Here is a 24608-nt window from a genome sequence, read left to right on the forward strand (position 1 = left end):
ATGAAGGATAATGCGGCGGTGCTTGGAATTCAGGACGGAGAGGCAGCGGCAGATATGGCCCGCCTGGAATCCGCCTGGACGACCATCCGCACCGGTCTGCGCCGCGACATCGGCGCGCGCATGTTCGACCAATGGTTGAAGCCTGCGCGCCTGGGTGACTATTGCCCCGATTCGCAGACGCTGGATCTCCATTTTGCGTCGGATTTCAGCGCGAATTTCGTTTCCGGCCAGTTTGGCGATCGCCTGCGCATGGCCTGGCGCTGCTCGGGCGCCGGCGTGCGTGAAGTGCGCCTGCGCCGTGCGCCCGATTCGTCGGGCCCGCGCCTGCTGGAGGTGAAGCGCGACGTGGCCGCAGCCGTGACCGCGCCGGCGATCGTTGCCGCTGCGCCGACCGTCGCCTGCAACTTCCAGCCGCGCCACGCCTTTGACCAGTTCGTTCCGGGTGAGACCAACCAGCTCGCCTATTCGGCGGCGCTGGCGATGGCGGGCGAGGCGGAGCCCCGCTTCACGCCGCTCTTCATCCATGGCGGTACCGGCCAGGGCAAGACGCACCTGCTGCACTCGATCGCGCGGGCCTTCTCGGCCCATTCGCCGAGCGCGCCGGTGCTCTACATGTCGGCCGAACGCTTCATGGTCGAGTTCGTCAATGCGATGCGCTCGAACGAGACGATGGCGTTCAAGGCCCGCCTGCGCGCCGCGCGCCTGCTGCTGATCGACGATATCCAGTTCATCGCCGGCAAGGGCTCGACCCAGGAAGAATTCCTCCACACGATCAACGACCTGATCGATACCGGCGCCCGTATCGTCGTGACCGCCGACCGCGCGCCGCAGATGCTGGACGGCATTGATCCGCGCATCCTGTCGCGTCTGGCGGGCGGCCTAGTGGCCGATATCCGTCCGGCGGGTCTCGATCTGCGCCTTGCGATTCTGGAGGCGCGCCGCGCCCATGCCGGCGATCCGCCGGTGCCCGATGCGGTGATCGACTTCCTTGCCCGTTCGATCCGTTCGAACGTGCGCGAACTGGAAGGCGCATTCAACAAGCTGGTGGCCTATGGCCAGCTGACCGGTCGCTCGATCGATCTGGAATTTGCCCAGACCATGCTCGCCGACGCAGTGCGCGCCAATGTGCGTCGCCTGACCATCGACGAGATCCAGAAGGCCTGCGCCGCGCATTTCAAGATCGACCTGTCGGAAATGAAGTCGAAGCGCCGTGCGCGCGCTGTCGCGCGTCCGCGTCAGGTGGCGATGTATATCTCGAAGAAGATGACGCCGCGCTCGCTGCCGGAAATCGGCCGTACCTTTGGCGGTCGCGATCACAGCACGGTGATTCACGCGGTGCGCACGATCGAGAAGCTGCGTGAAAGCCATCCGGACATGGACGCCGACGTCCGCGCCCTGATGCGCCAGCTGGAAGGCTGATAGCAGCCCCAACCATGGCTGACTCCATGGGCTGACAGGGCAGGGTGGTTGGACTAGGCTTGATGCCATGATCCGCACCCTGGCCCTGTTCCTCCTCGCCGCGCTGGCCTCCGGCTCGCTGCTGGCCCAGTCTCCAACCCCGGTTTCGCCGCCTGCCGCGTCAAGCGATGTGCGGGTAGCGCTCGATACGAGTGCCGGGCGCATCGTGGTGGCGCTGCATCCCGACAAGGCACCGGTCACGGCCGGCAATTTCCTGCGCTATGTCGATCAGAAACGGTTCGACGGCACCGTCTTCTATCGTGCCGTCGGCGGCCCGGACTATGGCTTCATCCAGGGCGGGACACAGAATGATCCCAAGCGCGTCCTGCCGCCGATCAAGCATGAGCCGACCAGTCAGACGGGCCTCACCCATGATGACGGTGCGCTGTCGATGGCGCGCTATGCACCGGGCAGCGCAACCGGGGATTTCTTCATCGTGCTGGGCAAGATGCCGGCGATGGACGCGCAGCCCGAATCGGCCGGCGACAATCAGGGCTTTGCCGTCTTCGCGCATGTGGTCGAGGGGCTGGATATCGTGAAGGCCATCCAGGCCGGTCCGAAATCGCCCACCGCCGGCAATGGCGTGATGAAGGGGCAGATGCTGGAGCCGACGGTCAAGATCCTGTCGGCCCGGCGCCTGCCCTGTTAGAGGCTGCGTCGTTCCGTCGGTTCGACGGTGGGCGCGGCGGCATATCGATCCAGATATTGCGCCTCGCCCATCGGCCGGGCGAGATGATAGCCTTGGAACAGGGTGCAGCCGATGACGCGCAGCATGTCCATCTGCGCTTGCGTCTCGACCCCTTCGATTACCACTTCCATGCCAAGGCCCTGAATCAGGCCGACGACCGCGCTGCAGATCGTCCGCGCCTCTGCGGAGGTCACGATGTCGCGCACCAGGCTGCGGTCTATCTTCACCCGGTCGACCGGCAATTCACGCAGCCGGGCCAGGTTGGAATAGCCGGTGCCGAAATCGTCGATGGCGATTCGCACGCCATCCTGTCGCAGCGCGCTGAGCTGCCCCAGCACGCGCTCGTCCATGTCCATCGCCAGCGATTCGGTGATCTCCAGCTCCAGCATAGCCGGCGGGGTCTGGTGCGTCGCCATGGCGTGGCGCAGGCGCAGGAAGAAATCGGCCTGTGCCAGTTCGCGGGTCGAAATGTTGATAGCGATTCGCTGATGCACGCCCGATCGCGCCCAGCGCGCAGCGGTCTCGCATACCCGGCTCATGACCCAGTCGCCCAGCGCGACGATCATGCCGCTTTCCTCTGCAACCGGCACGAAGGCGCCGGGCATGATCAGCGCGCGTTCGGGATGGACCCAGCGCACCAGCGCCTCGGCCGTGACCGCATGGGCTACGCCGCCATGGCGCATTTCGATCTGCGGCTGAAATTCCAGCAGGAATTCGTCGCGCTCCAGCCCCAGCAGCAGGTCGCGTTCCAGTTCGGCGCGGTCCGCCGCTTCCAGCGCCAATTCGGCGGTGAACATCTCGGCGCGACCCCGGCCTTCATGCTTGGCATGATACATGGCGATGTCGGCCGATCGCAGCAGCGCGGACAGGCTGTCGCCATGGTCGGGATAGCAGGCGATGCCGATCGACGCGCCCAGATCGACATGCTGGCTGCCCAGTTCGAATCGCTCGCCCAGCGCGAACTGGATGGCGCGCGCGATGCGCGTGGCTGCCTCGCGATTGGGCAGGGTGGGGAAGAACATGGTGAACTCGTCGCCGGCCAGGCGGCCGATCACGGCGTCGCCCAGGCCTGCGCTGACCTGCGCCATCACCACTTCGCGCAGGCGGCCTGCCACCCGCGCCAGCAACTGGTCGCCGGCCGCATGGCCCAGCGTATCGTTGACCGCCTTGAATCCGTCCAGGTCGATGAAGAACAAGGCCGCCGGTCCCGAGCCGCAACGTTCGACGAGCAGGCGTTCGACCTGTCGGCAGAAGCTGGTACGGTTGGCAAGGCCGGTCACCTGGTCGAACAGCGCCAATGTCTGGACATGGTCCAGATTGGTGCGGACCTGGCTGAACAGGCTTTCCATCGCCACCGACAGGTCGGGCAGTTCCAACCCGATCTCGGCGGGGACATGGGAATGAAGATCGCCATGGGCGGCGGCCAGCAGCCGCTCCGTCGCGGTATCGATGGCGCTTGCGGTGGCGGCGATGGTGCGCTGGGCCGACGCCCAGCTCATCGTGCCGCACAGGATCGCGATGATCAGGGATCGGCCGACATCGACCAGATCGTCGGCCGCGCCATGGCCCAATAGCAGCGACAGGATGAAGACGAGCGCGCCGGCCGCACAGGCAAAGGCAGCAGCGCGGCTTTTCACTGTCACGCCCTGCATGTGCCTCCCTGCCTGCTCAAAGCCCCCGGTAATCGGTGCTGCTGGATCAGGCGGATATGAAGGACAGTGGTTAAGAAAAGGTCAGTGGCTGCGCAAATTGCGTCATTTTTTGCGGCGCAGGATCAGGTAGATGGCGCCGTCGCCGCCATGGCGGGGATGGGCAATGCGCACGCTGGCGATGCGATCGGCATAGGGGCTGGTCTCCAGCCAGTGTCCGATCTCGCCCCGGATCGCGCCGCGACGGCTCGAATCCCCGTGGCTGCTGGCTTTCGGCGGCTTGCCGGTCACGACCAGCAGCACCCGGACATCACGGGCAATCGCTGCCGCCAGCGCCTGATTAAGCCTGACATGGGCGCCGGCCAGATTATGGCCGTGCAGGTCGATCGACATGTCGGGGGCGATGTTGCCGCTACGGATTCGCTTTTCCCAGCCAGTGTCGAGTACGGCTGCGGGCGTGCGGGCGGGGGTGATCGGCACCGCCTTGGCAGGCTGCGGCGTTAACCTTGTTTCCGGGGTCGGCGCCGGGGCGACAACGGGCAGGGGCGGGCGCATCATCCCCGGCCGCAGCGGCCGGACCGAACGCGTCAATGCGCCCCAGAGCGCCTGCTCTTCAGAAGATAGGGTCCGGCGTCGCATGGCGCGCGATCACGGGCGCGCCAGCCGTGCGGCGGACCCGATCGGCAGCAATATCAGTGCGCTGCCCCGAGCGGACATGCCGCCGGCAATGCCGCGCGCGCGGTCGCCTGCCCCCCAGAAACTGTCGAACCGATTGGCGCCCTTGATCGCGCCGCCGGTGTCCTGGGCGATCCAGATGCCATTGGGTTCGGCCCGGTCCAGCGACAGCAGGACAGGGGCGCCCAGTGGAATATATTTGGGGTCGGCTGCCACCGTCGCCTCGGCCGTAACCGGTACGCCCAGCGCGCCGATCGGTCCCGCGCCGGTCAATTCACGGAAGAAGACGAAGCTCTTATTCTCGTTCATGATCGCCGCGCCCTCAGCGGGGTGGGCGCGCAGATATTGCATGATGTCCTGCATCGACCCGGCCTGGATCAGGCCACGATCCTTCATCAGCTTGCCGATGCCGGTATAGTCGCGCCCATTCTGCCCGTCATAGCCGATGCGCATCACCCCGCCGTCGGGCAGGGTCAGCCGACCACTGCCCTGGACCTGCAGAAAGAAGAATTCGACCGGGTCGGCGGCCCAGGCCAGTTCCAGCCCGCGCCCGGCGAGCGATCCGTCGACGATCTGCGATCGCTCGTCGAACGGCACGAAATTGCTGCCCTGCACCTTGCCGCGGATGGTACGGCCCTTCAGGCTGTCGCTGAACAGGCCGAGGTTGACGTCGATCAGTTCCGCCGGGCGGCGATAGATCGGCACCTGATAGCCGGGCTGGCGGGTGCGCGACCCGGCGATTTCCGGTTCATAATAGCCGGTGACGAAGGCCTTGCCCTCGCCCACCTGCACCGCCTCGAAATAGCGGGAGAAAAACTCGGCAGCGGTGGCTTCGGGCCAGCTCGACGCCGCGCTGCAGGCGCTGTTCCAGTCCGATCCGCGCGTCAGGCCGCTCTGGTCGGTGCGCTTCATCAGCGTCGGACAGGAAATGCGGAAGGCCTGCAGGGCGGCGCGGGCGCGCTCACCGGACGGGATCAGGCTGGCAATGTCGGGGCCGGGCGTGACGCCCAGGCCGGCGGCATTGGCCTGGTCCGTGGACAGGTCGCTCGGCGATACGGTCGGCAATTTCGGCGGCAGGGTGGGGCGGGGCGTGGCCGGAACCGGCCGGATCGCGCCTTCGCCGCCACCGCTCGGCCGGCTTGGCGCAGGGCCGCCGGCCGATGGCGGAATGACGCCGCCCGCGCAGGCGGACAGCATCAGCGCCGCAAGCAGCGCTCCCCCCGAATGACGCAGGCTCACGCCGCCTCGTCGGTTTCGCTGAGCTTCCAGTTGGGATCCGCGCTGCGGATGTCGCGGGTGAAGGTCCAGATGTCGTTGGTGCCGACCGCGTCGGTCAGCGACCCGGCAATGACATTGCCGTCCTTATCACGGGTGACGGCGGCAATGTCCGCCTCGAACCGCAGCGAAACTTCGGCGATACGGCCATTGACGCTGGCATCGACGATCTGTGCCTTCTCGATCCGCACCAGGCGATTGTCGAGCACGTGGCCCTCGGCTTCGCGCGCCGCGATCGCTTCCTCGAAGGAACCGAGAACATCGGCGTCGCACAGCCAGGCCAGTTCGTCGCGATCACCGCGCCAGAAGGCTTCCAGCACCATCTTGTAGGCGCTCTTGGCGCCTTCGACGAACTGCGGCACGTCAAAGCTGCGATCGGCACTGATCAGCGCGCGCACGCCTGCTTCGCCCGCCGGGGTAATGAGCCCTTCGGCCAGACGAACCGAATCGCCCGTCGCTTCCGGCATCGGGCGGGGCTGCAACCCGCCTACCTTGGCGCGTTCCTCCGCCGGACGCAGCGCAGGCTCCTGCTCATGGCCCGTCCGCTTTCCAAGAACGGAATAGAGCCGCAGTGCCAGGAAGCCGGCAATCATGGCGAGGATGACGATCACGTACACGGAGGCAAATACCCTTTGTTCGGGATGATGTTCCATCAACATAGGCATGTTTGCACGATACTTCAAATATCGGCTTGCCCTGTAATGCGCAGCAATTGGCCGACGTTGCTTCCTGTCGGGCGGCATTGCCCTGATCTTTCGCCACTGCTAAGCGCGCGGATCGATATCGCGGGCCGTTCCGGCCCTTCGAGCAACGAACGATCAGCAAGGATTTGAGGACAATGGCCGACGAAGCCGACACCATCCAGACCAACGTGACCGGCAATGGCGCCGACACCGCGCCGCAGATTGCGCTGATCAGCCAATATGTGAAGGATCTGTCGTTCGAAAATCCGAACGCCCCGGCCGTCTATCAGTGGCAGGACCAGCCGCAGATCGACGTCCAGTTCAACATCGGTGCCGACCGCGTCGGTGACGAAGTGCTGGAAATCGCGCTGAAGATCGAAGTGAAGGCCGTCGCGCCGCAGGGCACCGCCTTTGCCGTCGAACTGGTCTATGCCGCGCTGTTCGGCATGCGCAACGTGCCCGAGGACCAGATCCAGCCCTTCATGCTGGCCGAAGCGCCGCGCCTCGTCTTCCCCTTCGCGCGCCGCGTGCTGGCCGACGCGATCCGCGACGGCGGCTTCCCGCCGCTGCTGCTCGATCCGATCGATTTCGGTGCGCTCTACCTGCAGCAGGCCGAACAGATGCAGCAGACCGCAGGCGAACCCGCCGGCCACGCCTGATTGCATCATGAATACCCATCCGTTCGCCCTGAGCCTGTCGAAGGGCGCGGCTGAGCGTAGCGAAGCCCTTTCGCTACGCTCAGGGCAGGGCTTCGACTTCGCTCAGCCCGAACGGAGATTGCCATGAAACTGGTGAAGGCCCTTGGCTCGGTCGGCGGGCTGACGCTCGCCAGCCGGGTGCTGGCGCTGGTGCGCGATTCGCTCGCGGCCCGTTATGTCGGTGCCGGCTTCGCGTCGGACGCCTTCAACGGCGTGGCCTTCCGCCTGCCCAACATGTTTCGCGCCCTCTTTGCGGAGGGGGCCTTCTCCGCCGCCTTCATCCCGCTGTTCAACAAGAAGGCGGCCGGGCCGGGCGGCATGGCGGACGGCTATCATTTCGCAGAGCGGGCGCTGGCCGTGCTGCTGCCGGTGCTGATCCTGTTCACGATCGTCCTGCTGGCGGCGGCCTGGCCGATCACCTGGGCGCTGTCGGGCGGCTTTTCGCGCCAGAATCCGACACCGGATCAGTTCGCCTTCGCCGTCACTTTGTCGCGCATCACCATTCCCTATCTGGCGCTGATCAGCTTGGCCTCGCTGCTGGGCGGAATCTTGAACTCGCTCGACAAATTCTGGGTCAATGCGGCCGCACCGATCCTGCTCAACGTCGCGATGATCGCGGGCCTGTGGTTCTTCCACGGCGCCGACGAATATGAAACCGCGCGTGTTCAGGCGATGTCGGTCACGGTCGGCGGGGCGTTGCAACTCCTCTGGTTGATCTGGGCCTGCAAGCGGGCCGGCGTCTCGATGAAATTGAAGCGTCCGCGCCTCGACGCCGACGTGCGCGAGCTGCTGCGCCTGATCGTGCCGGCCGCTGCCGGCGCCGGCGCGTCGCAGATCAACCTCTTGATCTCCACGGCGCTGTCGGGCTGGCTGCTCGCCTCGGGCTCGATCACCTATATCTATTATGCCGACCGGTTGAATCAGTTGCCGCTCGGCCTGATCGGCATCGGCCTTGGCACCATCCTTCTCCCCACCATCTCGCGCATGCTCTCGAAGGGCGAGGATCAGGCGGCGATGGAGACGCAGAACCGGGGCATCGAACTCGCCCTGTTCCTGACCCTGCCGGCAACCGTCGCCTTCATCACCGTGGCCGAACCGATCGTGCGCGGCCTGTTCCAATATGGCCGCTTCAGCGCCGAGGACGCGATGCGCTGCGGCTGGGCGCTCTCCGCCTTCTCGATCGGCCTGCCCAGCTATGTGCTCGTGAAGGTGCTGACGCCGGGCTATTATGCGCGCGGCGATACGAAGACGCCGGTGCGCTATGCGATGCTGTCGATCGCCATCAATATCGTCGGCAATCTCGCGATGATCCCGACGCTCGGTCATATCGGGCCGCCGCTCGCCACCGCGCTCTCCTCCACCGTCAATGTCGCGATGCTCTATCGCACGCTGGTCGCGCGTGGGCATTTTACGGCAGACCCGCAGCTGCGCCGCCGTATCCCGCGCCTCGCCGTGGCGGCGGTGGTGATGGGGCTGGCGCTCTGGGCGGGCGAGGATCTGCTCGATCCGATGCTCTCGGGCCCTATGGTCAGCCGCTATATCGGGCTTGCCCTGCTTGTCGGCGCGGGCGTCGCGCTGTACGGGCTGGCTTGCTTCGTCACCGGCGCCTATCGCCTATCCGACCTCAAGGCGCTGATGCGGCGGCGAGGCACCCCATAACCAACAGAATGGATTAGAGTAATGCGCGTCCTTTCCGGCATCCAGCCCACCGGCAATCTGCACCTTGGCAACTACCTTGGCGCGATCCGCAACTGGGTGAAGATGCAGGACGAGATGGATGAAGGCAGCCAGTGCTTCTTCTTCCTTGCCGACATGCACTCGATCACCGTGCATGAAGGGCGCGAGCAGCGCATCCGCAACGTACGCGACATGGCCGCCGCCCTGGTCGCATCGGGCATCGATCCCGATCGCTCGGTCCTCTTCAACCAGGCGCGCGTGCCGGCCCATGCCGAACTCGCCTGGCTCCTGAACGGCACCGCGCGCATCGGCTGGCTCAACCGCATGACCCAGTTCAAGGACAAGGCGGGCAAGGACCGCGAGGGCGCGTCGGTCGGCCTGTTCGTCTATCCGGTGCTGCAGGCGGCCGACATCCTGCTCTATCAGGCGACCCATGTTCCCGTGGGCGAGGACCAGAAGCAGCATCTGGAGCTGTCGCGCGACATCGCCACCAAGTTCAACACCGATTTCGGCGTCGATGTCTTCACCCTGCCGGCCCCGATCATCCCCAAGGAATCGGCGCGCATCATGTCGCTGCGCGACGGCACGGCGAAAATGTCCAAGTCCGACCCCTCGGACCTGAGCCGCATCAACCTGACCGACGAGGATGATGCGATCATGACCAAGGTGAAGAAGGCCAAGACCGATCCCGAGCCGCTGCCGGAAACGGCGGAAGGCCTGGCCGGTCGTCCGGAAGCGACCAACCTGATCGGCATCTACGCCACCCTGTCGAACAGCACGCCCGATGCGGTCTGCGCGCAGTTCGCCGGCAAGGGCTTCGGCGCGTTCAAGCCGGCGCTGGGTGAATTGCTGGTCGAAACGCTGCGGCCGATGCGCGAGCGCTTCGTGGAACTGCGCACCGACGATGCCGCGCTCGATGCGATCCTCGACAAGGGTGCGGCCAAGGCGGCGGCGGCAGCCGAACCGACCCTGCGCGCGGCCTATGACGCCATGGGCCTGATGCGCTGAGTGATGCCCTGATGCCACAGGGGGCGGGGAAAGAGTCCATCCCCTGTGGCAGGCATACGGAATGGGCGCCGCCGCTCCGTCCCTTCATTGACCGGACATGGCTTGCGTCCAATCGACGGGTTGGTGCGTTCAAACGATGTTCAGTTGCGTTTTGCTAGAGCAGGGCGCAAGAAGACTAACAGGCATCCGCCTGATTCAGGACGCGAAAAAATGAAAGCTTTCAGCAAGATCGGCCTTTTCGCAGCGCCCGCGCTGGCGTTGGTGGCCCTGTCCGGCTGCGCCACGTCGTTCAAGGCGGACGTCGCCCGTTTCCAGCAGCTCCCCGCACCCGCAGGGCAGAGCTACACGATCGTTGCCGACGATCCCAAGCTCGCCGGTGGGCTCGAATTTTCCCATTATGCCCAGATGGTCGGGCAACGCCTGACCCAGACCGGCTATGTCGCCGCTGGCGATCCGGCCAAGGCCGACCTCATCGTGCGTGTCGCCTATGATGTCGACAATGGCCGGGAGCGTGTGCGCTCGACCGGTGGCTTCGGACCGAGCCCCTATTTCGGTGGTGGCTGGGGCTATGGCCGCTGGGGTCGCCCCTGGGGCTATGGCTTCTATGATCCCTGGCTGTTCGGCGGTGCCGGCTTCAACGACGTGTCGAGCTACACCGTCTACACCAGCGATCTCAGCATGAAGATCGACCGTGCGGCCGACAATCTGCGCCTGTTCGAGGGCAAGGCCAGCGCCCAGTCGCTGTCCAACAAGCTGACCTATCTGGTGCCCAATCTGATCGACGCGATGTTCACCAATTTTCCCGGCCAGAATGGCGAGGATGTGAAGATCACCCTGCCGCCCGAAAAGAAGGGCTGAGCAGTCAAGATACGGTCGGCTCCCAGCCAGGCCAAAATTGCCCGGCGGTCCCTGCGATCGCCGGGCTTTCTTTTTGCCTGCAAGCTTTTAGGCTGATTGGCAGGGGAGTGATGCCGTCACGCGTCAGGGGGAATGCACATGTCGTTGACGGTCAGGATCATGATAGCGCTGGTCGCGGGGCTGGCGTGCGGCATTGCCCTGTCGGAATTGGGCGGCGCGCTGGATGCGCGCATCGTCGATATCGCCCGACCGGTCGGCAAGGCCTGGCTCAACGGGCTCCAGATGCCGCTCATTCCGCTGATCTTTGCGCTGCTCGTCACCGGCGTTGCATCCGCCGCCAGCACGGCGCGGACCAGCGGCACGGCGACCCGAACGCTGATCCTGTTTGCGCTGCTGCTCACTGCCTCGGCGGCTGTCGCGGCGCTGCTGGGGCCGTTGCTGCTGCAATTCTGGCCAGTGCCGGCTGGCGCTGTGGGGGCGCTCACCGGGGCGGGGCCGGCCAGCGAGGTGCCCGGCGTTCGCCCGTCCGCCGAATGGTTGCTGGGTTTCATCCCGGCCAACCCGATCCGCAGTGCGGCCGAGGGACAGGTGGTCGCCGTCGTCCTCTTCGCCCTCGTCTTCGGTTTTGCCGTGACGCGGGTGGCGGAGGAGCGGCGCGCCGCGCTGACGGGCTTCCTCGCCGCGCTGGTCGATACGCTGCTGATCGTCGTCGGCTGGGTGCTGTGGCTCGCCCCGATCGGGGTGTTCGCCCTGGCACTGGTCGCCGGTAGCCGCTCCGGCCTCGCCACCGCCGGGGCGCTGCTCCACTATATCGCTTTCATCGTCCTCATTTGCCTGGCCGTGACGGCGCTGGTCTATCCGCTGGTGAGCCTGCTGGGCCGGATTGGGCCGGGTCGCTTCGCCCGTGCGGCCTTGCCGGCGCAGCTCATCGCCTTTTCGACGCAAAGCTCGATCGCCTCGCTGCCGGCGATGATCGCGGCGAGCGACGGCCCGCTGGCGGTGCGAGAAAGCACGCGCTCGATCGTGCTGCCGCTCGCCATCTCGCTGTTCCGCATCACCAGTCCGCCCGCCAATCTGGGCGTCGCCCTCTATGTGGCGGCGATGAACGGAGTAGCGCTCGGCCCGGTGCAGATCATGCTGGGCGTCGCGGTCGCCGCGATCGTCAGCCTGGCGGCGGTCGGCCTGCCCAGCCAGATCACCTTCTTCACCACCACCGGTCCCATTTGCCTCGCCATGGGCGTCCCGGTCGAGGCGCTACCGCTGCTGCTCGCCGTCGAAACCGTGCCGGACATTTTCCGCACCGTTGGTAATGTCACCGCCGACATGGGTGTGACCCGCATCATCGACCGAATTGGCACGATGCCTGTTGGCTTCAATTTACGTGAAGATACGGGGAAAGATGATGCCAATTGATTGCTGCGGCAATTTTTATCATGATTTTTCATAATATTGTTCTTGCCTCCCGTCCGGGGCATCGCGATCAGGAGCTAAGGAGTAGGAGCGAGCCATCGGTCCGGCCTTCGTCAAGTAAGGCCAAGCTACAGGCCGCCACGTAGCAAGATTACCTTTCTTTAACTGGTGTCTCTTCGTGGATCGCTCCAAACGGTGCGCCACGGAGAAATTTGATGAATCAGAAAGTCTGCTGGCCCGATACTAGCTGGTCTTATGTTGATGAATTCGGGGTCTGGTGCCCGTCCTGTTCCACGCAGATCGCAAAGGTCGAGGAACTTACCGCGGATTGGCGGGAGCCTGCGAAATGCGCATGCGGATATCCCGAAGAGGAATGATCGCGGAGCAGAAGGCAACTGCTCCCCTGTTCAAGATGTGATCATGCTCACCCGTCATGCCGGGCTTGGGCGCCCGCTCTGGACGAATTGCTTCCAGGCAGGCGGTTAATCTAGCCCCGCAGCGCCCGTTCTGTGATCAGCGTGTAGATGCGGGTCAGGTCGTGCAGGTCGGCGACCGCGACGGCCTCGTCCAGCTTGTGCATCGTCGCATTGTTGAGGCCGAATTCGGCCACCGGGCAGAGGCGCGAGAGGAAGCGCGCATCGGACGTGCCGCCGGTGGTCGACAATTCGGTGTCGAGGCCCGTCACGTCGCGGATCGCATCGCTGATCAAGGTGGAGAGCGTGCCCGGCTGAGTCAGGAAAGGCTCGCCGCTGATCTTGGCGTCCACCGTGCCGCCCTCGCTCGCCGCGATCGCGCTGATCCGATCGATCAGCGACGCGCCGCTATGCTGGTCGTTGAAGCGGATCGAGATGCGCGCCGTCGCCGCGGCCGGGATGACATTATGGGCCGGGTTGCCGACTTCCAGGTCGGTGATCTCGATATTGCTGGGCTGGAACCAGTCGGTGCCCTCGTCCAGCACTTCGGCATCCACTTTGGCCAGGATGCGGACCAGCGCCGGGATCGGATTGTCGGCCAGGTGGGGATAGGCGACATGGCCCTGCGTGCCCGCCACCTTGATCCACATGTTGACCGAGCCGCGCCGGCCGATCTTCACCACGTCGCCCAGCCGGGCCGAGGAGGTGGGTTCGCCGACCAGGCACATGTCGGGGTGCAGGCCATGGGCGACCATCCGGTCCATCAGCGCGAGTGTGCCATAGGTGGCCGGGCCTTCCTCGTCACCGGTGATGATCAGGCTGATCGTGCCGGGCAGGGCATCGGGCAGTTCGTGCAGCGCCGCGACGAAGGCAGCGATCGCGCCCTTCATGTCGACCGCGCCGCGGCCGTAGAGCAGGTCGCCGCGCACCACCGGGGTGAAAGGATCGCTGGCCCAGCCATGGCCGGGCGGGACGACGTCGAGATGGCCGGCAAAGGCGAAATGCGGGCCGGCGCCGGTGGTGCGCCAGGCGAGCAGATTTTCGACCGGGCCGTCGGGCGCGACGCCGCTGACGAAACGGTCTACGGTGAAGCCCAGCGGGACCAGCATCGCTTCCAGTTCGGCGAACACATCGCCGACGGCCGGGGTGACGGAGGGGCAGGCGAGCAGACGCTCGGCCAGGGCCAGGGCGTCATGATTGGTGCTGGTCTTGGTCATGGGGCAGCGTTAGCGAAAGCCGTCTTTCTTGACCAGCGCAGAGGAGAGGGGCCATGCCGAAGATCGATCTCGCCGCCATTTCACAAAGCAATGCCACCGGCTATCCGGGCGATCATGCGCTGGCGGTGGCCGGTCGCTACTATCGCCGGCTGGCCCCGGCGACGGGTCTTGGCGATTTCGGCGTCAGCCACGTCGTGCTGAAACCCGGCGCAGCCTCATCGCAACGCCACTGGCATGAGGGCGAGGACGAATTTGTCGTCCTGCTGTCGAGCGAGGCGGTGCTGGTCGAGGAGGGCGGGCGCACGCCGATGGCACCGGGCGACATGGCGGCCTTTCCCAAGGGTGTGGCGGATGGCCATCATCTGCTTAACGAAAGCGATGAGGACTGCGTGTTGCTTGCCTTTGGCCGTCCGTCTGTCAGTGATTGCCATTATCCCGATATCGATCTGCACCTGTCCGGTGGGGTCTATCGCCACAAGGATGGGAGCGTTTTTGCATGATGGATCGTCGTGGGTTGCTGGCCGGAATAAGTGGTGCTGTGGTCGCGGCGGGCGTGCCCTCGGTTTCGGCAGCGGCGCCCGCCGGGCTGATCCGGCCGCCGCGCCTGCGCGAAGGGGATGTGGTCGGCCTGGTCGAGCCGGCGGGTTTCACCGATGACGCCTTCGATCTGGACCTGGTCAAGGAGACGATCCGGGCGATGGGGCTCAAGCCCAAGGCCGCGCCGCATCTGGTCGAGCGCTATGGCTATCTGGCGGGCAAGGATGCCGACCGCGCCGCCGACGTCAACGCCATGTATGCCGATCCGGAGGTGAAGGCGGTGTTCGCGGTGCGCGGCGGCTGGGGCTGCGCGCGCATGCTACCCTATCTCGATTTCAAGACGATCCGCGCCAATCCCAAGCTGTTGACCGGCTTTTCCGATATCACGGCGCTGCATCTCGCCTTTGCGGCCCGCGCCGGCTTCACCACCATCCATGGCCCCAATGCCGCCAGCGGCTGGGGCAAGCTCAGCTGGGACAGTTTTCGCGCGGTGGCGTTCGACGGGGCGACACCGACCTATGTCAATCCGGTGGGGACGGAGGATAGGCTGGTGCCGCGCAGCGGCCGCATCCGCACCTTTGGCAGCGGCAAGGCGAGCGGGCGGCTGCTGGGTGGCAATCTCACCGTGCTGACGGCGCTGATGGGCACGCCCTGGTTGCCCGATTTCACCGGCGCGATCCTGTTCGTGGAGGAAACCAACGAGGCGGAATATCGCATCGACCGGATGCTGACCCAATTGTCGCTGGCGGGCATATTGCCAAAGCTCGCCGGATTCGTCTTCGGCCAATGCACCAGTTGCACGGCCACCGGCGTGTCCTATGGCGGCTTCACCCTGTCGGAAGTGCTGGAGCAGCATCTGGCGCCGCTCGGCATCCCCGCTTTCCAGGGCGCGCTGTTCGGCCATATCGCCAACCAGTTCAGCCTGCCGGTCGGCGCCCGCGCCGAAATCGACGCGGACGCGGGTACGATCCGGTTGTTGGAGCCGGCTGTCAGTTAGAGCCTGATCGTTTGAGCTGGAAGCGCTCCGCGCTTCCAGCGATGGCGTGAATCAGGCTCTATTCCTTTGTTGCGGGCTTGGCGCCGTCCAGCGAGGCGACGGTGCCATTGCCGATCGGCTCGCCTTTCATCCCCTCTGCAACCTTCTCGGCCGCCGCCATGACGCGCAGCACATTCTCGCCGGCCAGCTTGGCGATGTCGGCATCGCTCCAGCCGCGGCGCATCAGTTCGGCCAGCAGCGCGGGATAGGTGGCGACGCTGCCCAGCCCCTGGGGCAGCGATCCCACGCCGTCGAAATCGCTGCCGATGCCGACATGGTCGACGCCCGCAACCTTGGCGATATGGTCGATATGGTCGGCGACCATCGACAGGGTGACGACCGGTTCGGGATTGGCCTTTTCCCATTCCGCCAGCGCCTTCTTCGCGCCCTCGGGATCACCGATATAGAGGCCGCCAAAGGGCGGGGCGTTATAGCGGGCCATTTCCGCGCTGCGCGCCGCGCTCCAGACCCGGCGGGCCTCCGACACATATTGCGGCGCGAAATTGACCATGACCACGCCGCCATTGGCCGCGACCTGCTTCAGGATCGCGTCGGACACGTTGCGCGGCGTGTCGCACAGCGCGCGTGCGCTGGAATGGGAGAAGATGACCGGCGCCTTGCTGATCTTCAGTGCGTCCAGCATCACGCCTTCGCTGACATGGGCGAGGTCGACCAGCATGCCCAGGCGGTTGAGTTCATGCACCACCGCCTCGCCGAACGGGGTGAGACCGTCATGCTGCGGATTGTCGGTGGCACTGTCGGCCCAGGCGATGGTCCGGCTGTGGGTCAGCGTCAGATAGCCGGCGCCAAGGTCGTGATAGGCGCGCAGCACGGCCAGGCTGCCGTCGATCTGGCCGCCGCCCTCGACCCCGATCATCGACGCGATTCGACCGGCCTTGTGCGCGGCGCGAACCTCGGCAGCGGAGGTGGCGAGGGTGAAGTCCTGCGGGTAGCGGCGGGCGAGGCTGTGGACCAGTTCGATCTGCTCGACCGTGTCCTTCACCTGCTGCAGTTCGGGCAGGTCGGCCGACACCCAGACGGACCAGAATTGCCCGCCCATCTGCCCGGCCCGCAGGCGGGTGATGTCGGTATGATATTGGCTGGGATCGAGCTGCTCGAGCGGCATGGTCCAGCGGGCGTCGCCGGCCTTGCCGGCCATCGCTTCGGGCCAGTCATTATGGCCGTCGATCAGCGGGGTGGCCTTCAGCACCTTGGCGATTCGCGCCGCATAGGGATCGGACGCGGGCGCGGCCGACGCAGTAAAGGGGAGGGCGACGGTGGCGAGGAGCAGCGGCAGGGCTGCGAGGCGGAGGGATGTCATGGCGCGGGAGACTAGGGGGGCGACGGATCAAGTCAATCGCGGCTGGCGGGCGGGTGCGACATTGGCTAGACCCTTGAAACGATGACGATTGATCCGCTGTTGCTGCTGCAGGCCTATGCCATCGGTGTGTTTCCGATGTCCGATGACCGGCAGGCCGACGATGTCTATTGGGTCGAGCCCAAAAGGCGGGCGATCCTGCCGCTCCATGGCCTTCACCTGTCACGTTCGCTGTCAAAGACGATCCGGCAGGACAGGTTTCGCGTCACCGCCAACCGCGCCTTTGCCGGCATCGTCGCCCTATGTGCGCAAGCCGCGCCCGATCGTCCGTCGACCTGGATCAATGGCCCGATCGAGCGCGCCTATCGCCATCTCCACGAACTGGGCTTTGCCCATTCGATCGAATGCTGGGACGGGGATGAACTGGTCGGCGGCCTCTATGGCGTGGCGCTGGGTGGTGCCTTTTTCGGCGAGTCCATGGTGTCGCGCCGCACCGATGCGTCAAAGGTGGCGCTGGCCTGGCTGGTGGCGCGGATGCGCTTTGGCGGCTTCGGCCTGCTCGACTGCCAGTTCATGACCGATCATCTGCGCAGCATGGGCGCGCAGGAAATCAGCCAGCGCGACTATCTTCAGTTGTTGGGCGTTGCCGTCGGCGACGTGCCGCTGGGAGCGGGCGACGCGGTGCTGTCGGCCGGTTCTGGCGCGGCGGCCGGACTGGCATTTGCGCCGCTGGCCGGCGATGCGGCGGCAGGCACCTTGCCCTTGTCGCCCAGCTTGACCGTGGCAGGGCCGCTTTCGGGCCATTCCATCGTGCATCTCTTGACCCAGACGTCATAGACCGGGTGCTGGACGACATTGCGGTCGGGCCGTTCGCGGAACAGCCAGCCGGAAAAATTGCGGCGCCACTTGCCGTCGGAACTGCTGCGCACGTCCAACTGCACGAAGGCGCCGGTTTCCTGCACATTTTCCCAGGGGGCCGTGGTCTCGCACGCCTGCAGGCGGACGATGGCGTCGCCGACGCGCAGCGCCTCGCCGGGCTTCATCGTCAGGTCGCGGGTCAGGCCGTTGCGCTTGTTGAGCAGGCCTATGACGGCGGTGCGCTCGGCCATCGGCGTGCCGGACAGGCTGGCCTCGTCCGCGTTGCGGATAGGCTGGCCCTCGATCTTTACCGGGCCGCTCTGATTCGCTTCTGGCGCATCATTGCGACCGCAGGCCGCCAGCAGCGCGCACCCCAGAAGCGGCGCGCCAAGCAGGATCGGCGGGAATCCCCCCGCCGGACGCCGAATCATGCCGCGTCGGGGCTCCAAGCCTCGTAATCGCCGGTCGCCTTCTGGCGCTGGCCGCCCTTTTCGAGCGCGCCCGACGGACGATAGGCGTTGGCAGTGCCGGTCGCGTTGGGGGTGAATTCCTTTTCCCAGATGCGCGGCGGCGGCAGGAAGCTCTCGGGCGTGCCCTCGATCGAGTGGTGCAGCCAGCCATGCCATTCGGCCGGCACGCGGCTCGAATCATTGGCGCCGTTATACATCACCCAGCGGCGCGTCAGGCCGTTCGGATCGACGCCGCCTTCATAATAGACATTGCCCTGATGGTCCTCGCCCACTTTCGTGCCCTTGCGGGCCGTGAAGAGCCAGGTGCCAAAGGTGGCGCCATTCCACCAGGTGAAGATGTTTGCCAGGATACCCATGGCCGATGCGCTTAGCCGCTGGGATTGACGTGGGCAAGGACGATATGGCCCTAACGGGCGGTTGTCGGGCAGAAATCGAGGTCGATCGCGCTCTTGCCGTCGGTTGTTGCGCATTTGCCCCAGGCCAGGCGGTCGCCTTCCTTGATTCCCAGTTCCGCGGCGCGGCCGCCGCGCAGTTCCAGCACTGCCACCACCGGAACGCCGGCGGACACCGGCTCGCGCGAATAGGGGGCGACATTGGCGCCGATGAAGGCGATCGTGCCGTCGGTATGAATGAACAGCATGTCGAGCGGGATGATCGTGTTCTTCATCCAGAAGCTGGCGGTGCGCGGCGGCTCCATCGGGAAGAGCATGCCCTTGTCGGCATCCAGTGCCTTGCGGAACATCAGCCCCTGTTCCTGCTCCGCCTCGGTCCGGGCGACTTCCACGTCGAAGCGATGCACTCCCTTCGCCGTGTGGATGACGAGGGGGAGCAGCGCGCCCTGCGGTGCGGCGGCCTGAACATTGCCGCTGTCATTTGCAGCATCGGCGCCGGCATCGGGCTTGGCAGAGCAGGCCAGGAGCAGCGCGGGCAGGGCGGCGGCGAGAAGCAGTCGGGTAAGGATCAAGCGATCCTGCCTAGCGGGTTTCGGGGAGGTGCGGGAGAGAATTAACCCTCAATCCTCCGCGTCGGGGAAGTCGCCGGGTGCAGCATCGACCCAGCGCCGGGCCAGGGCATAGTCGTGGCCGGCGCGCAGGAAGGCGGCGATCGCCTTCTCCCGCCCCTTGGGATCGGGCGCCTGCATCGCATAGGGGCCGATCCGCTTGCGTCGCGCGAATCGGTCAGCTGCCGCCCAGCGATCGGCCTGTGCCTGGGCATCGGCGGCGCCACGATCGGCCTCCCCTATGCCGGCGGCGCGCAATGTTTCAGTGATGCGGCGGGCGCCATAGCCGCGCCGGCCGAGCGCCGCGCTCTTCATCAGGGCGAAGCCGCTGTCGTCGACATAGCCAAGTTCCGCGAAGCGGGCGACCAGCGCTTCGGGATCGGCCGGCGCTTCCCCGCCCCATCCGCGCTCGCGCAATTTGCGCGCAAGATAGGCGAGCAGCTTGCCGCGGCTGGTCGCGAACCGGCCGACATAGCGCAGCGCCAATTCGCGCAATGCGTCTTCGTCCAGGGGTGGGGGCGGGCGTTTGCTGGTCATGACCGGTCGTGCATTGTGCACCATCATGCGCTAAGCGCCATCTTTATGCCACAGTCGGGCCGGAATTTTACCGCGCCTTATGGTCTAGAAGCACAGGCTGGATTGAAACTATCCGGTGCAAGTCGACGTCAAAACTGATAGCGGCCGCCGGAATATGACAGATATGACATTGGGTGACACCAATATGACGGGTTCGCAGATTATGATGGCACCTACGCCGACCAACGATGTTCTTCCGCGCCGCTTCTCCGATTTCGAGACGTTGGGCGAAGCGTTGGATTATGCGGCGCAGGGCAAGCGCGGTCTCAATTTCCATGATGCGCGCGGCAATCTGGCGCGGCCCTATCCGTTCAGCGAACTGCGCGAGGACGCGATCGCCTGTGCCCATCGCCTGATTGCTCATGGCGTGAAGCCGGAAGACCGCGTCGCTCTGGTCGCCGAAACCGGCGCCGACTTCGCCATGCTGTTCTTCGGCATCGTCTATGCCGGTGCCTGGCCGGTGCCGCTGCCGTTGCCGACCAGCTTTGGCGGCAAGGAAAGCTATATCGACCAGCTCAATGTCCAGCTGTCGAGCTGTGACCCGATGCTGTTCCTCTTCCCCAAGGAACTGGAGGACATGGCGGGCGAATCCGGTCGGCAGAAGTCGGTCGAGAGCATCGCCTTCGAGGATTTCATCGCCCGCGACACGGTCCCCTGCGACCTGCCGCAGGCCAAGGGCGAGGAAATCGCCTATCTGCAATATTCGAGTGGTTCGACCCGCTTCCCCCATGGCGTCGCGGTGACGCACCATGCGCTGCTCAGCAACCTGTCGGCGCACAGCCATGGCATGGAAGTGCAGGAAAGCGATCGCTGCATCAGCTGGCTGCCCTGGTATCATGACATGGGCTTGGTCGGCTGCTTCCTGTCGGTCGTCGCCAATCAGGTGTCGACCGACTATATGAAGACCGAGGATTTCGCCCGCCGTCCGCTGGCTTGGCTGGACCTGATCAGCCGCAATGAAGGCACCTCGATCAGCTATTCGCCGACCTTCGGCTACGACATCTGCGCGCGTCGCATGTCGAGCCAGACCAAGGCGGCCGACCGTTTCGACCTGTCGCGCTGGCGCCTGGCCGGCAACGGTGCCGACATGATTCGCCCCGACGTGATGCAGAGCTTTGTCGATGCGTTTGGCGATGCCGGCTTCAGCCCCAAGGCGTTCCTGCCGAGCTATGGCCTGGCCGAAGCCACTCTGGCGGTCACCATCATGCCGCCGGGCGAAGGCATCATCGTCGAGCTGGTCGAGGAAACCGACCTGTCGGGCGGTGCCGCACCGGAAGGCCGTCCGCAGCGTTTCCGCTCGATCGTCAATTGCGGCAAGCCCGCCAAGGACATGATCGTCGAGATCCGCGACGAGGATGGCGGCCTGATGAACGAGCGCCAGATCGGCAAGGTCTGGACCACCGGCCCATCGCTGATGGTCGGCTATTTCCGCGATCCCGAAGCGACCGAAGCCTGCATGGCCGATGGCTGGCTGGATACGGGCGACATGGGCTATCTGTCCGATGGCTATCTCTACATTGTCGGCCGCGCCAAGGACATGATCATCATCAACGGCAAGAATCACTGGCCCCAGGATATCGAATGGGCCGTGGAGCAGCTGCCGGGCTTCAAGCAGGGCGACATTGCCGCCTTCGCGATCACCACGCCGGGCGGCGAGGAAGCGCCGGCGGTGCTGGTCCATTGCCGCACCTCCGACAATGAGGAGCGTTCGCGTCTGCGCGACCAGATTCGCGAGCGGGTTCGCGCCATCACCGGCATGAACTGCGTCGTCGAACTGGTGCCGCCGCGCACCCTGCCGCGCACCAGCTCCGGCAAGCTCAGCCGGTCCAAGGCACGCAACCTCTATCTGACCGGCGAGATCCGTCCTTACGATATCGCTGCCTGATCGGGCGACGCATACCGATTGATAACCATTGCCTGCTAGGCCGGGCATGTGGGTATCGAGCAAGGGCAATCCGAAACCGACCGACAGGGACGGGGTTCGCTAAGGGCGATGATGGGGCTCGCACGCCTCGTCGATGAAGCCGATATGCGCGTCCTGACTGCCCAGTTGCAGTCGGCAGATAGCGTCGCGCTGCTGCGTCTGGCGATGAACGTGTTCGGCCTGCTGTTCCTCTGGCGCGTGTTTGGCAGCCATGTTTCGGCGACCGTCATGATCGGCTGGAGCGTCGCGCTGATCGGTGCCGTTGCTATCAGTGCCCTGTTGATCCATCGCCGGAAGATCGGTGCCGGCGGCGTGCCGCAGGCGCGCGACCTGCGCCGCCATGCCCTGACCGGCCTGCTGCACGGCCTGGTCTGGGCGGCCTGCATGACGCTTTTTTCGAGGGGAGAGGGGGCTGAGCATCTCGTGGCGCTCTGGACCCTCATCAGCTGCATCATGGTGTGCGGCGCAATCAGCTATGCGGCGACGCCGCTGGCCGCGATCGCTTTCCTGGTGCCCTGCATCGTCGGCCTGTCGGCGATGTTCGACGGCGAAACCCTGTTACCGCTGCGGGCGCTCGCCACCAGCTATGCACTGTCGCTGCTGGTCGGTTGCCTCATCTATGCCCGCACCTTCGCGCGCCAGCACAGCACCACGGTCCAGCTGGCCGAGCAGACCGAAGTCGTCAGCCTGTTGCTGCGCGAATATGAGCAGGGCGCATCCGACTGGCTGTGGCAGACCGATGCGCTGCGCCGGATCAGCGGCGTATCCCAGCGTTTCGCCGAAAGCGTCGGCATGACGCCGCAGGCGCTGGAAGGGGCGCCGCTGGTCCAGGTTCTGGCCGGCGCCGGATGGGAAAGCGGCCGCTTCGCCTCCAGCCTGCATAGCCTGGCGGATCATCTCAAGCGGCGGGAAAGCTTCAGCAATCTGGCGTTGCCCGTCGATGTGCAGGGGCGCACGCGCTGGCTCGAACTGTCGGCCTCGCCCCGCTATGATGACAATGGCAATTTCCAGGGCTTTCGCGGTGTCGGGTCGGACATCACCATCCAGCGGGAATCGGCCGACAAGATCGCCCAGTTGGCGCGGTTCGACACGCTTACCGGCCTGCCCAACCGCGCCCATCTGCGCGATGCGCTGGATCAGGCGATGGCAGACACCGGCAATCGCCGGCCCGGCTGCGCGTTCCTGATGCTCGATCTCGACCGGTTCAAGGCGATCAATGACAGCCTGGGCCATCAGGTCGGCGACCAGCTGCTCAGCCAGGTGGCGCAGCGTCTGCGCCATGTCTGTGGCGGTGCCGGCTTTTGCGGTCGTATCGGTGGCGATGAATTTGGCGTGGTGATTGCGCGGATCGACGACGACCGGGCGGTGGCGCGCCTGTCGATCGCGATCATCGACGCCCTGTCGGCCCCCTATCAGATCGATCAGCATGTGCTGCATGTCGGGGCGTCGGTCGGCTCGGCCGTCTCGCCTATCGATGGGCATCAGTCCGAATCGATCATCCGCAGCGCCGATCTGGCGCTCTATCGCGCCAAGGACGAAGGCGGCGGCGTCCATTGCCCCTATGAGCCGCAGTTGCATGCCAAGGCCGAGGAACGGCAGCGGCTGGAGCAGGCGCTGCGCGAGGCGCTGGAAAAGGATCAGCTCCATCTTCTCTATCAGCCGGTGGTGGATGCCACCTCAGGCGTGATTACCGGGTTCGAGGCGCTGGCGCGCTGGACCCATCCCGAACTGGGGCCGATCCCGCCGTCGAAATTCGTGCCGGTGGCCGAAGAGGCACGGTTGATCGGGCCGATCGGCGAATGGGTGCTGCGGACCGCCTGCCGCGAGGCGATGCGCTGGCCCGCGCATATAAGGGTTGCCGTCAACGTGTCGGCGGAGCAATTGCATCAGTCCAACTTCATATCCGCGGTGATCAATGCGCTGGCCCAGAGCGGGCTCGATGCGCGGCGGCTGGAGCTGGAGGTCACCGAAAGCGTGTTCATGCATGAGGATGACGGCGCGCTGCGCGTGCTGGATCAGTTGCAGGCGATGGGCATACAATTGTCGCTCGACGATTTCGGCACCGGCTATTCCTCGCTCGGCTATCTCAGCCGCACCCGTTTCAACACGATCAAGATCGACCGCAGCTTCGTCGTCGGAGCGGCGCATAACACGCCGGAGAATCTGGCGATCATCCGGGCGGTGGTGACGCTGGCGGAAAGCCTGGGCATGTCGACCACGGCGGAAGGGGTGGAAACCGCGACCGAACTGGACATGGTGCGCCGGCTGGGCTGCAAGAAAGTGCAGGGCTATTATTATGGCCGGCCGATGCTGCCACAGGATGCGGCGCGCCTGTTCCCCGATCCGCCGGCGCAGGCCTGCGCCGTAGGCTGAGGCACGGCCTCAGCCCTGCTGAACCTGCCGTTCGACCATCGTCCATAGCGCGCCGAAGGCCTGGGCCGGGGGCGAGGCGGGGGCGAAGGCGCCCAGTGGCTTGCGACGGACCGTCATCTGCTCGATCGTGCTGGCCATCGGGATCGCTCCCCAGCCGGGCTGCTCGTCCAGTGCCTTGCGATGCAGGCTGCGGCGGCGGTCGACCATCGAATAGACCGGCAGGATCGGCGCATGATTGCCGCCGCGCTGGACCAGATAGCGTGCCACCTCGCCCATCGCGCGCTGCGACAGGGGGGAGGGGATGACCGGGATGACGATCAGGTCCGCGGCGCGCAGCACCTGCTCGCTGGTTTCGGTGAGGCCCGGTGGGCAATCGAGGATGATGCGGTCATAATCCTTGCCCAGGCTCTCGATCAGCTTGGCCAGCCGCTTCTTCTTGTCCATCTCGCGGAACAGATGGTCGAGGCTGCGCAGCGAGGTGTCGGCGGCGATCAGGTCCAGACCCGGCACGGTGGTGGGTTGGATCAGCTTGCGGACCTCGACATCTTTGCTGAAGATGGCCTGGGCCGCATCGCGGCTTTCAAGATCGGTGGAGAAGAGCCAGCTCGACGCCGCCTGCGGGTCGAGATCCCAGAGCAGGGTCCGCCGCTTCGATATGCTCGCCGCCGCCCAGGCGAGGTTGACCGAAAAGGTGGTTTTGCCAACGCCCCCCTTGAGGCTGTAGACGGCGATGGTCGCCAATGCCGGTTCCTTTGCCATGGGAGAGGAAGCTACGGCTTCCCCCCGTCAAAGCAAGGGCTCAAATCA

General features: G+C 65.6%; 22 protein-coding genes and 1 pseudogene. 12 read left to right on the plus strand and 11 right to left on the minus strand.

Annotation, left to right across the window (positions count from 1 at the left end):
• On the plus strand, positions 1-1419 hold the full coding sequence (gene dnaA, locus U0025_RS00005; protein ID WP_004210320.1) for a chromosomal replication initiator protein DnaA: 1419 nt from the start codon (positions 1-3) through the stop codon (positions 1417-1419).
• A 67-nt stretch (positions 1420-1486) separates the two neighbouring features.
• A complete protein-coding gene (locus tag U0025_RS00010; protein WP_004210322.1) occupies positions 1487-2107 on the plus strand; it encodes a peptidylprolyl isomerase in 621 nt (206 codons plus the stop codon).
• Here the strand turns inward: U0025_RS00010 and U0025_RS00015 are convergent.
• The 4 genes from U0025_RS00015 to U0025_RS00030 all read right to left on the minus strand — a co-directional run bounded on the left by U0025_RS00015 (position 2104) and on the right by U0025_RS00030 (position 6362).
• Entirely contained in the window at positions 2104-3798 is a 1695-nt protein-coding gene (locus U0025_RS00015; RefSeq protein ID WP_004210324.1) for a putative bifunctional diguanylate cyclase/phosphodiesterase, read from the minus strand. The two genes, U0025_RS00010 and U0025_RS00015, sit on opposite strands and share 4 nt — an antisense overlap.
• Before the next feature lie 102 nt (positions 3799-3900).
• Positions 3901-4434 carry a Smr/MutS family protein gene (locus tag U0025_RS00020; RefSeq protein ID WP_037490930.1) on the minus strand — a complete coding sequence of 178 codons (534 nt, stop codon included), beginning with the start codon at positions 4432-4434 and terminating at the stop codon, positions 3901-3903.
• Positions 4435-4443: 9 nt separating this feature from the next.
• On the minus strand, positions 4444-5709 hold the full coding sequence (mltA, locus tag U0025_RS00025; RefSeq protein WP_004210328.1) for a murein transglycosylase A: 1266 nt from the start codon (positions 5707-5709) through the stop codon (positions 4444-4446).
• Positions 5706-6362, minus strand: coding sequence for a Tim44/TimA family putative adaptor protein (locus U0025_RS00030; protein ID WP_037491994.1), 657 nt, complete (start codon positions 6360-6362; stop codon positions 5706-5708). The genes mltA and U0025_RS00030 overlap by 4 nt, the downstream gene beginning before the upstream one ends.
• Positions 6363-6583: 221 nt before the next feature.
• Here U0025_RS00030 and secB point away from each other — a divergent pair, with 221 nt between their 5' ends.
• From secB to U0025_RS00055, 5 genes are all read left to right on the plus strand, one after another.
• The gene (gene secB, locus U0025_RS00035; protein ID WP_004210332.1) at positions 6584-7087 is read left to right on the plus strand and encodes a protein-export chaperone SecB; all 504 of its coding nucleotides are present in this window, start codon (positions 6584-6586) and stop codon (positions 7085-7087) included.
• A gap of 123 nt (positions 7088-7210) precedes the next feature.
• Complete coding sequence (murJ, locus tag U0025_RS00040; protein WP_004210333.1) at positions 7211-8785, plus strand: murein biosynthesis integral membrane protein MurJ; 1575 nt, start codon at positions 7211-7213, stop codon at positions 8783-8785.
• Positions 8786-8806: 21 nt separating this feature from the next.
• Complete coding sequence (trpS, locus tag U0025_RS00045) at positions 8807-9811, plus strand: tryptophan--tRNA ligase (RefSeq protein WP_004210335.1); 1005 nt, start codon at positions 8807-8809, stop codon at positions 9809-9811.
• A 210-nt stretch (positions 9812-10021) separates the two neighbouring features.
• Complete coding sequence (locus U0025_RS00050; protein WP_004210337.1) at positions 10022-10669, plus strand: DUF4136 domain-containing protein; 648 nt, start codon at positions 10022-10024, stop codon at positions 10667-10669.
• Between the two features lie 138 nt (positions 10670-10807).
• Positions 10808-12082 carry a dicarboxylate/amino acid:cation symporter gene (locus U0025_RS00055; protein ID WP_004210338.1) on the plus strand — a complete coding sequence of 425 codons (1275 nt, stop codon included), beginning with the start codon at positions 10808-10810 and terminating at the stop codon, positions 12080-12082.
• 484 nt (positions 12083-12566) lie between these two features.
• On the opposite strand, the gene dapE is transcribed toward U0025_RS00055, so the two are convergent.
• Positions 12567-13709, minus strand: a complete 1143-nt coding sequence (gene dapE, locus U0025_RS00060; RefSeq protein WP_004210339.1) for a succinyl-diaminopimelate desuccinylase — start codon at positions 13707-13709, stop codon at positions 12567-12569.
• Positions 13710-13762: 53 nt separating this feature from the next.
• Here dapE and U0025_RS00065 point away from each other — a divergent pair, with 53 nt between their 5' ends.
• Positions 13763-14209, plus strand: a complete 447-nt coding sequence (locus U0025_RS00065; RefSeq protein ID WP_004210341.1) for a cupin domain-containing protein — start codon at positions 13763-13765, stop codon at positions 14207-14209.
• Positions 14206-15243 (plus strand): S66 peptidase family protein, encoded by a 1038-nt coding sequence (locus U0025_RS00070; RefSeq protein ID WP_004210342.1) that lies wholly within the window; start codon positions 14206-14208, stop codon positions 15241-15243. The genes U0025_RS00065 and U0025_RS00070 overlap by 4 nt, the downstream gene beginning before the upstream one ends.
• Before the next feature lie 58 nt (positions 15244-15301).
• On the opposite strand, the gene U0025_RS00075 is transcribed toward U0025_RS00070, so the two are convergent.
• Complete coding sequence (locus tag U0025_RS00075) at positions 15302-16603, minus strand: dipeptidase (RefSeq protein ID WP_004210344.1); 1302 nt, start codon at positions 16601-16603, stop codon at positions 15302-15304.
• An 81-nt stretch (positions 16604-16684) separates the two neighbouring features.
• Here U0025_RS00075 and aat point away from each other — a divergent pair, with 81 nt between their 5' ends.
• Complete coding sequence (gene aat, locus U0025_RS00080) at positions 16685-17437, plus strand: leucyl/phenylalanyl-tRNA--protein transferase (protein ID WP_037490936.1); 753 nt, start codon at positions 16685-16687, stop codon at positions 17435-17437.
• Between the two features lie 35 nt (positions 17438-17472).
• Here the strand turns inward: aat and U0025_RS00085 are convergent.
• The 4 genes and pseudogenes from U0025_RS00085 to U0025_RS00100 form a co-directional block, all read right to left on the minus strand.
• A pseudogene (locus U0025_RS00085) lies at positions 17473-17889 on the minus strand (DUF2155 domain-containing protein); the annotation flags it as partial.
• Positions 17886-18284: an NADH:ubiquinone oxidoreductase subunit NDUFA12 gene (locus tag U0025_RS00090; protein ID WP_004210347.1), complete on the minus strand. Its 399-nt coding sequence runs from the start codon at positions 18282-18284 to the stop codon at positions 17886-17888. The pseudogene U0025_RS00085 and the gene U0025_RS00090, both read right to left, overlap by 4 nt.
• A 50-nt stretch (positions 18285-18334) precedes the next feature.
• A complete protein-coding gene (locus tag U0025_RS00095; RefSeq protein WP_004210348.1) occupies positions 18335-18892 on the minus strand; it encodes a DUF192 domain-containing protein in 558 nt (185 codons plus the stop codon).
• Positions 18893-18940: 48 nt separating this feature from the next.
• Complete coding sequence (locus tag U0025_RS00100) at positions 18941-19465, minus strand: regulatory protein RecX (RefSeq protein WP_037491996.1); 525 nt, start codon at positions 19463-19465, stop codon at positions 18941-18943.
• A gap of 163 nt (positions 19466-19628) precedes the next feature.
• Between U0025_RS00100 and U0025_RS00105 the strand changes: the two genes are divergently transcribed.
• Together U0025_RS00105 and U0025_RS00110 are read left to right on the plus strand one after the other, a co-directional pair.
• On the plus strand, positions 19629-21389 hold the full coding sequence (locus U0025_RS00105) for a fatty acyl-AMP ligase (protein WP_004210350.1): 1761 nt from the start codon (positions 19629-19631) through the stop codon (positions 21387-21389).
• 108 nt (positions 21390-21497) lie between these two features.
• Entirely contained in the window at positions 21498-23801 is a 2304-nt protein-coding gene (locus U0025_RS00110) for a putative bifunctional diguanylate cyclase/phosphodiesterase (protein WP_037490941.1), read from the plus strand.
• A 9-nt stretch (positions 23802-23810) separates the two neighbouring features.
• Here the strand turns inward: U0025_RS00110 and U0025_RS00115 are convergent, their stop codons facing one another.
• Positions 23811-24560, minus strand: a complete 750-nt coding sequence (locus U0025_RS00115; protein WP_004210352.1) for a ParA family protein — start codon at positions 24558-24560, stop codon at positions 23811-23813.
• Positions 24561-24608 lie beyond the last annotated feature (48 nt).

The sequence above is a fragment of the Sphingobium yanoikuyae genome (genome assembly GCF_034424525.1).
Classification (GTDB): Bacteria; Pseudomonadota; Alphaproteobacteria; order Sphingomonadales; family Sphingomonadaceae; genus Sphingobium; species Sphingobium yanoikuyae.